The 13562-nt window shown below is 61.5% G+C and carries 13 protein-coding genes; 6 read left to right on the top strand and 7 right to left on the bottom strand.

Annotated elements, in window-relative coordinates:
* Positions 1 to 12 precede the first annotated feature (12 nt).
* The 3 genes from P3C29_RS29040 to P3C29_RS29030 all read right to left on the bottom strand — a co-directional run bounded on the left by P3C29_RS29040 (position 13) and on the right by P3C29_RS29030 (position 2416).
* A complete protein-coding gene (locus tag P3C29_RS29040) occupies positions 13 to 993 on the bottom strand; it encodes a hypothetical protein (RefSeq protein ID WP_010174843.1) in 981 nt (326 codons plus the stop codon).
* Complete coding sequence (locus P3C29_RS29035; RefSeq protein WP_010174845.1) at positions 994 to 1884, bottom strand: neutral zinc metallopeptidase; 891 nt, start codon at positions 1882 to 1884, stop codon at positions 994 to 996.
* A gap of 115 nt (positions 1885 to 1999) precedes the next feature.
* Positions 2000 to 2416, bottom strand: a complete 417-nt coding sequence (locus P3C29_RS29030; RefSeq protein WP_010174846.1) for a hypothetical protein — start codon at positions 2414 to 2416, stop codon at positions 2000 to 2002.
* Between the two features lie 186 nt (positions 2417 to 2602).
* Between P3C29_RS29030 and P3C29_RS29025 the strand changes: the two genes are divergently transcribed.
* Entirely contained in the window at positions 2603 to 3481 is an 879-nt protein-coding gene (locus tag P3C29_RS29025) for a DMT family transporter (protein WP_003215531.1), read from the top strand.
* Positions 3482 to 3486: 5 nt separating this feature from the next.
* On the opposite strand, the gene P3C29_RS29020 is transcribed toward P3C29_RS29025, so the two are convergent.
* The gene (locus tag P3C29_RS29020; RefSeq protein ID WP_010174849.1) at positions 3487 to 4821 is read right to left on the bottom strand and encodes an MFS transporter; all 1335 of its coding nucleotides are present in this window, start codon (positions 4819 to 4821) and stop codon (positions 3487 to 3489) included.
* Between the two features lie 254 nt (positions 4822 to 5075).
* Here P3C29_RS29020 and quiC point away from each other — a divergent pair, with 254 nt between their 5' ends.
* Together quiC and P3C29_RS29010 are read left to right on the top strand one after the other, a co-directional pair.
* On the top strand, positions 5076 to 6974 hold the full coding sequence (gene quiC, locus P3C29_RS29015) for a 3-dehydroshikimate dehydratase QuiC (protein WP_275966060.1): 1899 nt from the start codon (positions 5076 to 5078) through the stop codon (positions 6972 to 6974).
* A gap of 71 nt (positions 6975 to 7045) precedes the next feature.
* Positions 7046 to 7711: a TetR/AcrR family transcriptional regulator gene (locus P3C29_RS29010; protein WP_010174854.1), complete on the top strand. Its 666-nt coding sequence runs from the start codon at positions 7046 to 7048 to the stop codon at positions 7709 to 7711.
* 119 nt (positions 7712 to 7830) lie between these two features.
* Here P3C29_RS29010 and P3C29_RS29005 read toward each other — a convergent pair whose 3' ends face one another.
* The 3 genes from P3C29_RS29005 to P3C29_RS28995 all read right to left on the bottom strand — a co-directional run bounded on the left by P3C29_RS29005 (position 7831) and on the right by P3C29_RS28995 (position 10221).
* Positions 7831 to 8697 carry a shikimate dehydrogenase gene (locus tag P3C29_RS29005; RefSeq protein WP_275966059.1) on the bottom strand — a complete coding sequence of 289 codons (867 nt, stop codon included), beginning with the start codon at positions 8695 to 8697 and terminating at the stop codon, positions 7831 to 7833.
* Complete coding sequence (gene aroQ, locus P3C29_RS29000; RefSeq protein ID WP_087693554.1) at positions 8694 to 9134, bottom strand: type II 3-dehydroquinate dehydratase; 441 nt, start codon at positions 9132 to 9134, stop codon at positions 8694 to 8696. The genes P3C29_RS29005 and aroQ overlap by 4 nt, the downstream gene beginning before the upstream one ends.
* A 151-nt stretch (positions 9135 to 9285) precedes the next feature.
* Positions 9286 to 10221 carry a PD-(D/E)XK nuclease family protein gene (locus P3C29_RS28995; protein WP_201125428.1) on the bottom strand — a complete coding sequence of 312 codons (936 nt, stop codon included), beginning with the start codon at positions 10219 to 10221 and terminating at the stop codon, positions 9286 to 9288.
* Between the two features lie 194 nt (positions 10222 to 10415).
* On the opposite strand from P3C29_RS28995, the gene P3C29_RS28990 reads away from it, so the two are divergent.
* From P3C29_RS28990 to P3C29_RS28980, 3 genes are all read left to right on the top strand, one after another.
* Entirely contained in the window at positions 10416 to 11861 is a 1446-nt protein-coding gene (locus P3C29_RS28990) for a hypothetical protein (RefSeq protein ID WP_275966058.1), read from the top strand.
* Positions 11862 to 11953: 92 nt separating this feature from the next.
* Entirely contained in the window at positions 11954 to 12475 is a 522-nt protein-coding gene (locus tag P3C29_RS28985) for an RNA polymerase sigma factor (protein WP_201125426.1), read from the top strand.
* 63 nt (positions 12476 to 12538) lie between these two features.
* Positions 12539 to 13528 carry a FecR family protein gene (locus P3C29_RS28980; protein WP_275966057.1) on the top strand — a complete coding sequence of 330 codons (990 nt, stop codon included), beginning with the start codon at positions 12539 to 12541 and terminating at the stop codon, positions 13526 to 13528.
* Positions 13529 to 13562 lie beyond the last annotated feature (34 nt).

Below are 13562 nucleotides of genomic sequence, written 5' to 3'. Positions count from 1 at the left end.
CGGTTTTGTCAGTTATTGGGAGAACAACACCTTCTGCCCTTCAGGCGAGGTAAACATCTTGTCCCCGTTATGCCCAACGCCCGGTACTTCAACCAGCTTGTGGCCCAACTGCGGGTGCCGCTGCTTGAGGTAGTCAAAATAGTTGTGCCCGCGAATCAGGCGATACGCGCCCTGGGTTTCAGCCCCGCAGCTCTTGTCGAGCGCCGGGTGATTCGGGTCGGTGTCCTGCTGGCCCAGCAGGTAGGTGACATTGCGCGACACATACGCTTGCTCCAGCTGCTCGGCACTTTGCCCCTTGGCGTAGGCCGGCAGGTTTTGCATGCCGTATTTCCAGTCATTGAAATCAGGGCAACTGGAAACATCGAACTTCACCGGACGCTGCGGGCTGAAGTACGCGTAGGACGACGGGTTCGCCACCACGTAGCGCAAGCTGATGCCTTCGGTTTGCAACAGCGGGTGATCATGCCCGGTCAGGGCAAAACGCTGCACCACCTGGCCGCCGCCGGAATGGCCGGCCACCACGATTTCCTTCAGGTTCGGAAACAGCTTGCGGTTGCCCAGGTGCTTGATGATCTGGTCCAGCGCGCCATAGGAGCTGATCTGGCCCGGGCCGGTGGACGGCTCGCCGGCCATCCAGTCATTGCTGTTCCAGCGCAGGGTCTGGCTGTCGATCTGGTTGCGCTTGAGGTCGGTCTGGTTGAGGAACTGCGGCGCAATCACCAGGGTGTTGGCGTTTTGTCCTGCGGCTTCGGCGGCTTTTTCGCCGCTGTCCAGGTAGGTCATCGCGTTGCGCAAACGGCCATGCACGATGATCAGCGCGCGGGTGACTTGAGGCAGTGGCTGGCGCCAGTCCTGGCTCAAGCCGACGCTGAGGTCGCCGGCATCCAGGTGGAAACGATCGGGACTGACCTCCTTGACGCCATGCTCGGCGGCCCAGGAGGAGGAAGAACAGGTGATCAACAAACCTAACAGCAGACCCAGTCGTTTATTCATTTAAAGGCTCTTGGCGGTAAAGGTATCGCATTGAGTGATCTGGCCCTGGGCGAAGCCGGTCTTGAACCAGCGAACCCGCTGTGCCGAGGTGCCGTGGGTAAACGAGTCAGGCACTACACGGCCCTGGCCCTGTTGCTGCAAGCGGTCATCGCCAATGGCGTTGGCCGCATTCAGTGCTTCTTCAATGTCGCCAGGCTCCAGCCAGTTCAGGCGCTTTTGTGCGCGGTTGGCCCACACCCCGGCGAAGCAGTCGGCTTGCAGTTCCTGGCGCACCAGCAGGCCGCCGTCGCCTTGCATCTGCCGGCCTTGCTGGCGGGCTGCCTGAATCTTCGCGGAGATGCCCAGCAGCGTCTGAACGTGGTGTCCGACTTCATGCGCGATCACGTAGGCCTGGGCGAAATCACCAGCGGCCTTGAAGCGCTGGGACATTTCCCGGAAGAAATCCAGGTCCAGGTACACCTGTTGGTCTGCCGGGCAATAGAACGGCCCGCTGGCGGACGTGGCGCCACCGCAGGCAGAGTTCACCCGGCCACGGAACAGGATCAACTTGGGGTTCTTGTAGGTCAGGCCGTTTTCCTGGAACACCTGGGCCCAGGTGTCTTCGGTGTCACCGAGCACGGCGCGCACAAAGTCAGCCTGTTCATCATTGGCCGGCGGCGCCTGGCGGGTTTGCGGGCTGACGGAGGGCGCTTGCTCGGTGAGCTGGCCGCTGAGTTGCCCGAGGATCTGCATCGGGTCCTGGCCGGTCAGCCAGCCGATGCCGACGATCAGCACGATCGCCGTCAGGCTCAGGCCCTTGCCGCCACCAAAGCGCATGCCTGCGCCACCGCCGCCACTGTCATCGCGGGCGTCCACCACGTTGTCGCTGCGTCGGCCTTTTTTCCATAGCATGTGGCAATCCTCTTGTTAAACCTGCAGCTCAGTGTTGTTGGTGTGTAGGGTTGGCGCCAGTCCGGCTGTCTGACGATGCTAAACGCTGTCTCGTCCGGCCTGTATGAAGCTTGTGTCAGTCGCGGCAATAACCTTCGCCGGTGTCGACGATCAGGCAGTCCTTCTTGTCGGCCAGCCATTTGAGGCCCGTGGCTTCGCCGTCACCGGCGCTCAGGATCTGCGGGCCGTCCGGGCGTTCAAAGGTGATGCCGTCTTCAGACGCCTGGCCCTTGAAGGTGCCGGAGTCATCGTCATCCAGGCCGTATTTCATGGTCAGTACATAGTGGCCACGGCCGATGCTGTCGTCCTTGGCGATGGTCAGGTTGAGGCCTTCGACGCCCATCCACTTGCCGACCCATTTGTCGGTGGGCAGCACTTCCGGCACCAACGTCGCTTGAACCGACGGCGGAGCAGGCGCTTTAGCCGTCTCGGCTTGTTTATCGCAGGCGCTGAGCAGCGCCAGGGTCGAAAGCATCAACAGGGTTTTTTTCATGGTGAGAAGGCCTTGGTTAAAAAACGCGCAATGGGCGGGTGGGCGTGGAGCGTTGGACTGGAAAAGCGCAATTTAGTGCGCTGTTCGAACAGTGTTTGGTTATGCTCTTGAGCGAGGCGCGTCACCCGTTCTAGATTATGCCGCGGCATGCGGCGGTCATTTCAGCCTGCCACTCAAGAGAATGCAATGACCCTCAGTACCCCACTTTCCGGCGTCAACCACCCGCTCAAAGGCATTTTGCTGATTGTGGTGGCGACTTTTCTTTTTTCCAGCCACGACGCGCTGTCCAAATACCTGGCCGGGTTTTACCCGATCGTGATGGTGGTGTGGGCCCGTTACCTGGTGCACACGCTGTTGATGGCCGGGATCTTCCTGCCGCAATCGGGCCTGCGGGTGCTGCGCAGCAAGCGACCGTTGCTGCAGGTGGCGCGGGCCTTGTGCCTGCTGGGCACCAGCCTGTTCTTTACGGCGGCGCTGCACTTTATCCCGTTGGCCGAGGCCACGGCGGTCAACTTTCTTGCGCCGATTCTGGTCACCGCGTTGTCGGTGCCGCTGCTGGGCGAGCACGTGACCCGCGGCCAATGGCTGGCGGTGATTTGCGGGTTTATCGGGGTGCTGATCATCGTGCATCCGGGCGGTGAGCTGTTTACGCCGGCGGTGTTGTTGCCGCTGACCTCCGCACTGTTCTTCTGCTTCTACCAGCTGCTCACGCGCATCCTCAGCAAGTACGACACACCCACCACCAGCAACTTCTTCGCCGGGCTGTGCAACACCTTGGTGATGAGTGCACTGGTGCCGTTCTTCTGGCAGGTGCCGAGCCTGTGGCACGGGGTGTTGATGCTGGCGCTGGGCACCTGCGGGATGACCGCACACTTGATGCTGACCCAGGCCTTCCGCTTCGCGGCGCCAGCGCTGCTGGCACCGTTCGGCTATTGCCAGATCGTGTTTGCGGGGTTGTTGGGCTGGCTGGTGTTCAACCACACCCCGGACCTGACCACCGTGGTCGGGATCGGGGTGATTTGCCTGAGCGGGTTGGCCGCTGCCTGGCAGCAGCGGCGCAGGTAGGAAACTCAGACCTCGACGGTCGGAATCTTGCGTGGCGCCATGAAGTACATCCAGACCAGCGCGATGAAGTACATCGCCGGAATCAGGGTGAACAGCACGGTGTAGTTGTTGTTGGTCACGGTCAGGATATGGCCGACGATCTGGGTCATGAACATCCCGCCGATGGCCGCGCACATGCCGCCAAAACCGAACACCGTACTCATCATGTGCTTGGGCGTGTAGTCCATCACCAGGCTCCAGATATTGGCGGTCCAGGCCTGGTGCGCGCCGATGGCCAGGGAGATGGCAAACACCGCGACCCACAGTTGGCTGGAACCGGCGGCCATGATGACGCCGACGATGCAGCAGGCGAACAGCAGCATCGACAACAGCCGCGCCTTGATCGGATTCATCCCGCGGCCAATCAGGAACGAAGACAGAATCCCGCCGCCAATGCTGCCGAAGTCCGCCGTCAGGTAAATGATGATCAGCGGGATGCCCATCTGGGTCACGTTGATGCCCAGGTTGTATTGCTGATTCAGGAACGGCGGCAGCCAGTACAGGTAGAACCAGAACACCGGCGCGGTCATCGAGTAGGCGAGGGCGAAGGCCCAGGTGCCGCGCATGCGCAGGATTCGGCTGAACGGCACGCGGGGTTGTTCCGGTTCCACTTCCTGCTGCACGTAGTCCAGTTCCGATTGCTTCACGCTCGGATGGTCTTCGGGGTTGTAGTACTTCAAACCCCAGAACACCAGCCAGATGCCGCCCAGTGCCGACATGCACAGGAACGCCGCCTGCCAGCCCCACACGTGGAGGATCAGCGGCAGCAGCATCGGCGTCATCATTGCGCCGACGTTGGTGCCGGCGTTGAAGATCCCGGTCGCCACCGCACGCTCGCCGGCGGGGAACCACAGGCGGGTGGTCTTGACGCAGGCCGGGTAGTTGGCGGCCTCGGTGAGCCCGAGGATGAACCGGCACACCATGAAGCCCACCGCCGAGGTGGCCAGGCCGTGGGCGCCGGTGGCCAGGCTCCACAGCAGCACCGCGCAGAAGAACACGCGCTTGACGCCGACCCGGTCGATCAACCGGCCTTGCAGCACAAAGCCGATGGCGTAGCCGACCTGGAACCAGAAGTTGATGTTGGCGTAGTCCATCGCCGTCCAGCTCATTTCCTTGGCCAGGATCGGCTGCATCACGCCGAGTGCGGCGCGGTCGATGTAGTTCAGGGTGGTGGCGAAAAACACCAGGGCCAGCATGCCCCAGCGGGTTTTACCGACAGCCATGGCGCCACGGATTTTGTCGCCGATGCCGCTATGGGGATTGCTGTGGCGCACGGCCACGGCGGGAGTTTGCGAAGGCATGAGGAAGTACCCGTTTTTTTGAAATTTTTATGGTGTGTTCAGGGTCTTGGTTAACCGAGGCCGCTCAACAGGAGCGGGACTCAATGTGCTGTCGATGGTGCGCAGTGGCTAAAAAATCGTCAATTCGCTGATTGCCATTCTGTTCGATAATCGCCCATAAAACTAACCGGTTCGTACATTTCAATTGCTGTGAGGAGTTCAGCGGCCAATAATTTGCCGTAAACAAGACATGCCTCAATGCCGGGAGTCGCCCCATGCAACGCTCCATCGCCACCGTTTCCTTGAGCGGAACCCTGCCGGAAAAACTCGAAGCCATCGCGGCGGCCGGGTTTGATGGCGTGGAAATCTTTGAAAACGATCTGCTGTATGACGACGGCAGCCCGCGTGAAGTTAGGCAAATGTGCGCCGACCTCGGCATTGCCATCACCCTGTTCCAGCCCTTCCGGGATTTTGAAGGCTGCCGCCGCGACCGCCTGGCGCGCAACTTGGAGCGGGCCGAGCGCAAATTCGACTTGATGCAGGAGTTGGGCACCGACCTGGTGTTGGTGTGCAGTAACGCGTCAGCCGATGCCGTCGGCGATGAAAGCATTCTGCTGGATGATTTGAGCCTGCTGGCCGAACACGCCGGCCGCCGTGGCCTGCGCATTGGCTACGAAGCGCTGGCCTGGGGACGGCATGTGAACACCTGGCAACAGGTGTGGAACCTGGTGCGCAAGATCGATCACCCAAGCCTCGGCGTGTTGCTCGACAGCTTCCACACGCTGTCCCTCAAGGGCGACCCGAGTGCCATCGCCGAGATCCCCGGCGACAAGATTTTCTTTGTGCAGATGGCCGACGCGCCGCTCCTGGCGATGGACGTACTGGAGTGGAGCCGGCATTTCCGCTGCTTCCCCGGCCAGGGCGAATTCGACCTGGCAGGCTTCCTGGCCCCGATCATCAAGAGTGGCTACACCGGGCCGTTGTCGTTGGAAATCTTCAACGACGGCTTCCGCGCCGCACCGACCCGGGCGAATGCCGCCGACGGCCTGCGCTCGCTGCTGTATCTCGAAGAGAAGACCCGCCAGCGGCTGGCCGAGGAAGCCAGACCGGTCCCCGAGATTTTGTTTCAAACCCCCGCCGCCAGCGAATACGACGGCATTGAATTCCTCGAATTCGCTGTGGATGAAAACCTCGGCGCCAAGCTCACCTCATGGCTGGAGCGCCTGGGCTTCGTCAAGGCCGGGCAGCATCGCTCCAAGAGCGTCAGCTTGCTGCGCCAGGGCGATATCAACCTGATCCTCAACTGCGAACCCTATTCCTTCGCCCATAACTTCTTCGAGGCCCATGGCCCGTCGTTGTGCGCCACGGCGATCCGCGTGAAAGACAGCGCCAAGGCCCTGGAGCGGGCGGTGGCCTACAAGGGCCAGCCGTATCGCGGCCTGGTCGGCCCCAATGAGCTGGAGCTGGCGGCGGTGCGCGCACCGGATGGCAGCCTGATCTACCTGGTGGACCAGAACGAAGGTGGTCTCTACGACACCGATTTCAACCTGCAACCGGCGAGCGCTGCCAGTGGCGGCCTGTTGCGCATCGATCACATGGCCATGGCCTTGCCCGCCGACAGCCTCGACAGTTGGGTGCTGTTCTACAAGAGCCTGCTGGATTTCGAAGCCGATGACGAAGTGGTACTGCCCGACCCGTACGGCCTTGTGAAAAGCCGCGCACTGCGCAGCCGTTGCAGCTCGATTCGCCTGCCGCTGAATATTTCAGAGAACCGCAACACCGCGATTTCCCACGCGCTGTCGAGCTATCGCGGCTCGGGTGTGCACCACATTGCCTTCGACTGCGCGGACATTTTCGCCGAGGTCAGCCGGGCCAAGGATGCCGGCGTGCCGCTGCTGGATATCCCGCTGAACTACTACGATGACCTGGCGGCGCGGTTTGACTTCGATGACGAGTTCCTCAGCCAGCTCGCGTACTACAACGTGCTGTACGACCGCGACGCCCAGGGCGGTGAGCTGTTTCACGTGTACACCGAGCCGTTCGAAGGCCGGTTTTTCTTCGAGATCATCCAGCGCAAGAACGGTTATGCCGGTTACGGCGCGGCCAACGTGGCGGTGCGCCTGGCGGCCATGGCCAAGTCCCGCAGCGGTGCGGCGCGCCAGGCCAGGCTGTAAGGTGCCGGCGCTTCCTTCGGCGTGCGCGGCAGCCCATAATCACCGCCTGCACCTAAGGCCGTGAGCGCACCATGACCCTGACTTCCGAGCTTCCCGCCGCGGCCGCCGCGCCGCGCAAGAGTCGCAAGAACAACCCGGAAAAGACCCGCGAGAACATCCTCCAGGAAGCCATCGTCGAGTTTGTCACCCAGGGCCTTTCCGGCGCCCGGGTGGACGCGATCGCGGAGCGTATCCAGACCTCCAAGCGCATGATCTATTACTACTTCGGCAGCAAGGAGCAGCTCTACGTCGAGGTGCTGGAGAAGCTCTACGGCGACATTCGCAACACCGAAACCCGGATGAACCTGACGGCCCTGGAGCCTCGGGAAGCGATCCGTCGGCTGGTGGAATTCACCTTTGATCACCATGATCAGAACGTGGATTTTGTGCGGATTGTGAGCATCGAGAACATCCACAACGCCGAGTATGTAAAGCAGTCGACATCGATCAAGGCGATGAACAGCAACATCCTCGAAGCCCTCGGCACCACATTGCGCCGGGGCGCCGAACTGGGGCTGTTCCGTGAAGGGCTGGAGCCGCTGGACGTGCACTTGCTGATCAACTCGTTCAGCTTTTACCGGGTGTCCAACCGCCACACCTTCAGCGAGATCTTTCAGATCGAGTTGTCGGACGAGGCGGTCAAGCAGCGGCATCGGGCGATGATCTGCGAGTCGGTGTTGCGCTACCTGCAGGCCTGAGTTCAACACCGAGCAAATGTGGGAGCCGGGCTTGCCCGCGATAGGATCAACTCGGTTTGTCTGAAGTACCGAGGTGCTTGCATCGCAGGCAAGCCAGCTCCCACATTTTGATCCGGTTTCTACAGTTCGATGTTCATGCTCTGGAAGTGCGCGAGCATGCGCTCTGCATCCGCCACCTCCCCACTGAACAACTCAAACGCCTTCACCGCCTGAAACACCGCCATGTTGCCGCCATCCAGCGTGCGGCAACCCAGGGCGCGGGCGTTGCGCAGCAGTTCGGTTTCCAGCGGGAAATACACAATCTCGGCCACCCACAAATCAGCGCGCAAAGTGTGCAGCGGCACCGGCATGCCGGGCAGCTTGGCCATGCCCATCGGTGTGGTGTTCACCAGGCCGTCGGCCTCGGCCATGGCGCTTTCCAGGTCATTGCCCGCCTTGGCCCGGCCGACACCGAAATGCTGGTTGAGGTTGTCCGCCAGGCTCCGGGCGCGCTCGGGGTCCATGTCGAAAATACTCAAGCGTTCCACGCCTTCGCCCAGCAGCGCATGGGCCACTGCCGCCCCGGCACCGCCCGCGCCCATCTGCACCACGTGCCTGCGTGCCACGTCATTCAAGCCGCGGCGAAAGCCTTCGGCAAAACCCAGGCAGTCGGTGTTGTGGCCGATGCGTTCACCGTTGCGGAACACCACGGTGTTCACCGCGCCGATGCCCCGTGCTTCGGGCGACAGGTCATCCAGCAACGGCAGGATCGCCTGCTTGCACGGGTAGGTGATGTTCAAGCCAGTGAAGTTCATCTGCTCGGCCGCCATCAACAGGTCGGGCAGGGCGCGGGTATCCACCTGCAACTGGTCAAGGTCGATCAGGCGATACAGGTACCGCAAGCCCTGGGCATCGCCCTCGTGCTCATGCAGGGCCGGCGTGCGGGAGGCCTGGATGCCGGCGCCGATCAGGCCGGCGAGAATTCGACGTCTGGACACCGGGTTCATCCCTTCAAGGTCTTGCTGAAGTGTTCGAGGGCCAGGTGATAACCATGGCTGCCAAAGCCGGCGAGTACCGCCTTGGCGATCGGCGACACAAAGGAGTGATGACGGAACGCTTCCCGGGCATGCACGTTGGACAAATGCACTTCGATCACCGGTACTTCACTGGCCACCAGCGCGTCGCGGATCGCTACCGAGGTGTGGGTCCAGGCTGCCGGGTTGATCACAATCCCGGCGCAACGGGCGCGGGCGCCGTGAATCCAGTCCAGCAATTCGCCTTCGTGGTTGGTCTGGCGGAATTCGACTTTCAGGCCCAGTTGCTCGGCGCTGCGGCCACACAGGGCGGCAAGGTCGGCCAGGGTTTCATGGCCATAAGTGGCGGGCTCGCGGGTGCCGAGCAGGTTGAGATTGGGGCCGTTGAGCACCAGCACGATCGGGGGCATGAGGGATTCTCCACAGTTTTTATTAGTCGGCATGAAGGTGCCTTTGGTCTGTGGGTAGAAAATGTACTGATTGGTTAATTTGGTCAATCGCCGGCACAGCAAAAACGACAAGGACGGTTCGATAATCGAACAGTCCTTGCCGGCGACACCATCAACGCGCGGGGCGGCGCTTGTGCAGGTCTCTCAAGGCATAGAGCAATTCAAAATGCTCGACGGCGTGCAGGACCGCCTTGACCTGCTCGTCTTCGGCGTTGCTTTTGGCGAGCGCCGGCAGCAGGTGTTTGACTGCCCATTGCGCGTCGATACCGACCAGCGGCACCTCGGGAGCAGTCAGCTTCAGGCTTAGCAACTCGTCAATAAGCCCGGAATGTGTGGCGGCGAACTCAGCCAGTTTGGGTTTCAGGGCAACGAAGACCGGGTCGTTTTCCCATGACTCGATCAAACCCAGGCGCGAACGAATATTGAGCAGTTGGTCCTGCACATGGGGTTGCGCCCGGCTCACGGCTTGATCAAGGGCTGTGATCAGCCATTGATCGTCGATATGCAGCCAATTGCTGTCAGTGAACGGCTGTTGGCGAAGTTGGTGGCGGCTGTCGCAAACCACCCCGAGCCAGTAGTAGTGCTGCCCGTAATGTTCCTCGATCCAGTCGGTGTGGCGTTTCAGTTGGTCTTTGGTCAGGACATGCTGGTCCTTGCGTTCAATGGCAATCACGAAGCGGTTGACGGGGTCGACCAGAACCAGATCGATACGTCCGGCTTCGGTCGCCACGCACAGGCTGTGCAGGTTCATGGCTTGCAACGTCTCGGGGGCGATCCAGCTTTCCTCCTCAATCCAGCCTTCCAGGGCGGTTTTGTTCGCCGGGCTAAACGCTGGTAGCGCGTCCAGCAAGGCTCGGACGAAAAAGTCGCCCAACTGGTGGCCTTCTCGTGGGTTGAGCAACCAGAACAACATGTTCTGGAAGTTGTGTTCGTGCAGGCGCTGGTAGTCGAGCCAGTGACGGTATTGGTTGTAGGGTAAAAGGTCCTGGAAGTCCTTTTGTTGCCGCCAGGTTTCGATGATCTGGTTGAAGCGTACTGCATCGCTCATGACGCTATCTCTTCTTGAGAATCCTGTGGTGCCCTGTCAGTAGGGCGTAATGACCTGTCAGTTTTACCGGTGTACGACGCGGCAGATTGCGGCATTTTCCGAGGGGTGTCGATATGCCATCATGCGCACTGCGCTTTCCCACAGTGGGCCCATTGATAGTGTTGGCTCACTCCTCGACTTACCCGGTGGTATCCATGTTGCGTTCCCGGTTTCTCGCTCAACCTGATGTGAAGGCCTTTATTGATTGGCTCTGCCTGGAATTGCCCCGGTTGACGGTGCAATTGAATTTTTCCCGGAGCCGCTATGTACCCATGGGTTTGAAGCAGCGTGTGGTCGGCATCGAGTCGTTGCTGCCTCACTACTGCTGGAAAACCCGCTGGCAGGATCCGGTCACCGGGCACTGGGTCACCTCACAGAACTGGAGTCAGACCCAGGCGTCATTGGCCCTGCTGCACCAACGTCTGCAAGCTGGCCTGTTGGCCAGGAATGACCAGCAAGTCTTCAAGGCGTGCGTGGCAGTCCTGCAATGGGGCGGCGTACGGGGAGCGCTGGTGTTCTTGCGTCAGTTGATGCTCAAACATGACTTGGTGGCGTACTTGACGGCCTGCCAGCCGCTGTTCGACCTTGCTGGCTCGCAAAGGCTCAGTGCCCTTGATTCGCGCACAATCCGACGCTTCGATGCCGGCCTGACCAAGATCCATGCGCTGGTCGACGTCAGCGGTTCACCGATCTACGACAGCCGTGTCGGCGCGGCCATCGCCATGCTTTATGCCCTGTATCGGCAAACGGCCACGTGCCCGGCAGTGTTGGATTTCCCCTCCGGCGCGGCACGTGGAAAGCAAATCCGTAACCCCGGCGAACTGGGTTATGCCAATGCCCCGCAGTTTTTCAGCCCTCAGGTTCCGCGCGAGAAATGGGCCCGCGCCCAGGTGCAACTGGGCTGGATCATCCGGGAGGTGCTGACGCGTACGTCGCTGTTCCAGGCAACGCCGCCGCAGCCACAGCTGTCGCTACGCGAGCGCTGCCATGCCTTCGAAGCGTCGTTGTTCATGCTCGGTTATGACTTGCGCTGCTTTTTGCGCTCCGCCTCCGCGGCTTCACCCGCCCCAACGCCGCCGAAAAAACGCGGCTGGGTGCCCACCGGCCATCCCTTCGCCGCGGTGCTTAAAGCATATCTGGCGTTCCGCCAACAAAATCCAGGCATCACTTTTCTCGATTGGCTGATCAGCCAAGGGCGGCCTGCAAGTACTGCGCGTGCCTACGGTTTTCCGCTGCGGGCTGAAGAGTTCGATCTGCCTGCGTGCTCACTGGACAGCTTGAAAACCATCGTCGACGGAGGTGAGGCGGGTTTGCTTGAAGCCAACGGCGGTGTGGCCACCTATTTTCATGGCGAGGAGCGTGAGCAGGTCTGCCTGGTGAATGCCTGGCTCGCAGGCCGGGCGCCGGCGTTGGCGCGGGCACAAGGACTATCGACGCAACAGTGGTTGATTGGCCATGGTTATGCCGGCACGCCGGCGTCGGCCAATACACTGTTGTCGGTTGGGCGTGGGGTGGGGCGGCATTTCGACTTGTTGACGGAGGACAATCAGCCGACCGAGTTTTTCGAGCGTTTCTTTGGCCCTGAACTGCTGGATCTCTGACGTCTCCACCCGCACCTGTTTATTCAATTGAAAATCATTCTCGATAACGCTTAAGATGCCCGCCTGTTTCCTTTACATTCCAGGGAGTCGGTTTGTCGGACGTGGATCTCAAAGGCCTGTTTCTCAAGCACGCCGATACCCTGCGCGGGTATCTCGCACGCAAGGTACGGGACCCGCAGTTGGCCGCAGACCTGGTGCAGGAGAGTTTCCTGCGCCTGGCGCAAAAGCCGGCCAGCGAGCGCATCGACAACTCCCAGGGCTATCTCTATCGCACGGCCGGCAATCTGCTGATCGACCATATCCGCCAGGAGGCGCGGCGCAAGACCGACTCCGTGCCCCATGAGGCGCTGGCCGAGATTGAAGATGAAATGGCCGGGTTGGAGGCTCAGGCGATGGCGCAGCAACAGCGGCAGGCATTGAAGCAGGCACTGGCGGAATTGCCGGAGCGTACCCGGCAGATTTTCCGCCTCAACCGGATCGAGGGCATGACCCATGCCCAGGTCGCGCGCCACCTGGGCATTTCCGACAGTTCAGTGCAAAAGCACCTGGCCAAGGCGCTGGCGTATGTCATGCAGCGTTTGCAGGAAGGTGAGGCGGGGCCGTCCGACGAATGAATTACCGACAAACCTGGGGTCAGACGTCACAGCGTTATATAACGAAAAATTCGAGATTCACACGTGAATAGCCCGGGTCCGCAACAGCACAGCATTACCGAGGCGGCTGCCGATTGGGCGGTGCGCCTGCACGCCGGCGCCCTGACCGATCAGGAGCAGGCCGAGTTGCGCCAATGGATCGCCAGGGACAGCCGCCATGAAGCGGCGCTGCGGTTTGCCGAGCAGACGTGGGCGGCGCTGGGCGAGGTGCATCGCGATGAGACGGTGCATCGCCAGCGGCCGCCCGCCACCGCGGCGCCGGTGCGCGGCTCTCGTCGCCGCAGGCCGTGGCGCATGGCGGCGAGTGTTGCGCTGTTGCTGGTGGTGGCCGGCGTCGGCTGGGTGCGCGGGCCTGAGGCGCTGCTGCAGATGCAGGCCGATTACCTCACCCAAAAAGGCGAAGTGCGCACCGTGCACCTGGCGGACGGCAGCAGCGTGCAACTGAATTCTGCGAGTGCGATCAAGCTGGATTTTGACGGTGTGCAGCGGCGCATCAGCCTGATCAAAGGCTCGGCGATCTTTGATGTGGCGCCCATGGCCGGTGAGGAGAAAAGGCCGTTCGTGGTGCAGAGCGCCAGCGGGCAAACCCGCGCCCTGGGCACGCGGTTTGTGGTCGAACGTGAGGACGACCGGCAGGCTTGGGTCGGGGTGTTGCAACACAGTGTGGCCGTCACGCTGCAAGCGGTGCCGCAGAAAGAAACCGTGCTCAAGGAAGGCCAGGCTGCGCGCTACAGCCCCGAGAACGGCGTGGTCGCCCTCGACGACCTCGACCTGGAGCGCGCCACCAGTTGGCGTCGCGGTGTGCTGATCTTCGACCGCTTGCCGCTGGCCAAGGTCATCGAGCAGCTCAACCGCTACCGGCCGGGCAAGGTGGTGCTGACCAATGCCGACCTCGGCACCCGTGAAGTCAGCGGCGTGTTCCGCCTCGATATGCTCGACACGGCCCTCGGCACCCTGACCGAAGAATTACAGGTGCAGCGCTTTGATCTGGCGGGGCTGAGCCTGATCTATTGATGGGGTCGCCGGGCCCCATTTACGCCCTTCGGAA

The sequence above is a fragment of the Pseudomonas sp. 1912-s genome, assembly GCF_029269205.1.
Classification (GTDB): domain Bacteria; phylum Pseudomonadota; class Gammaproteobacteria; order Pseudomonadales; family Pseudomonadaceae; genus Aquipseudomonas.
The sequence above is the reverse complement of the archived record's forward strand: the minus strand, read 5'-3'. Positions and strand labels throughout refer to the sequence as shown.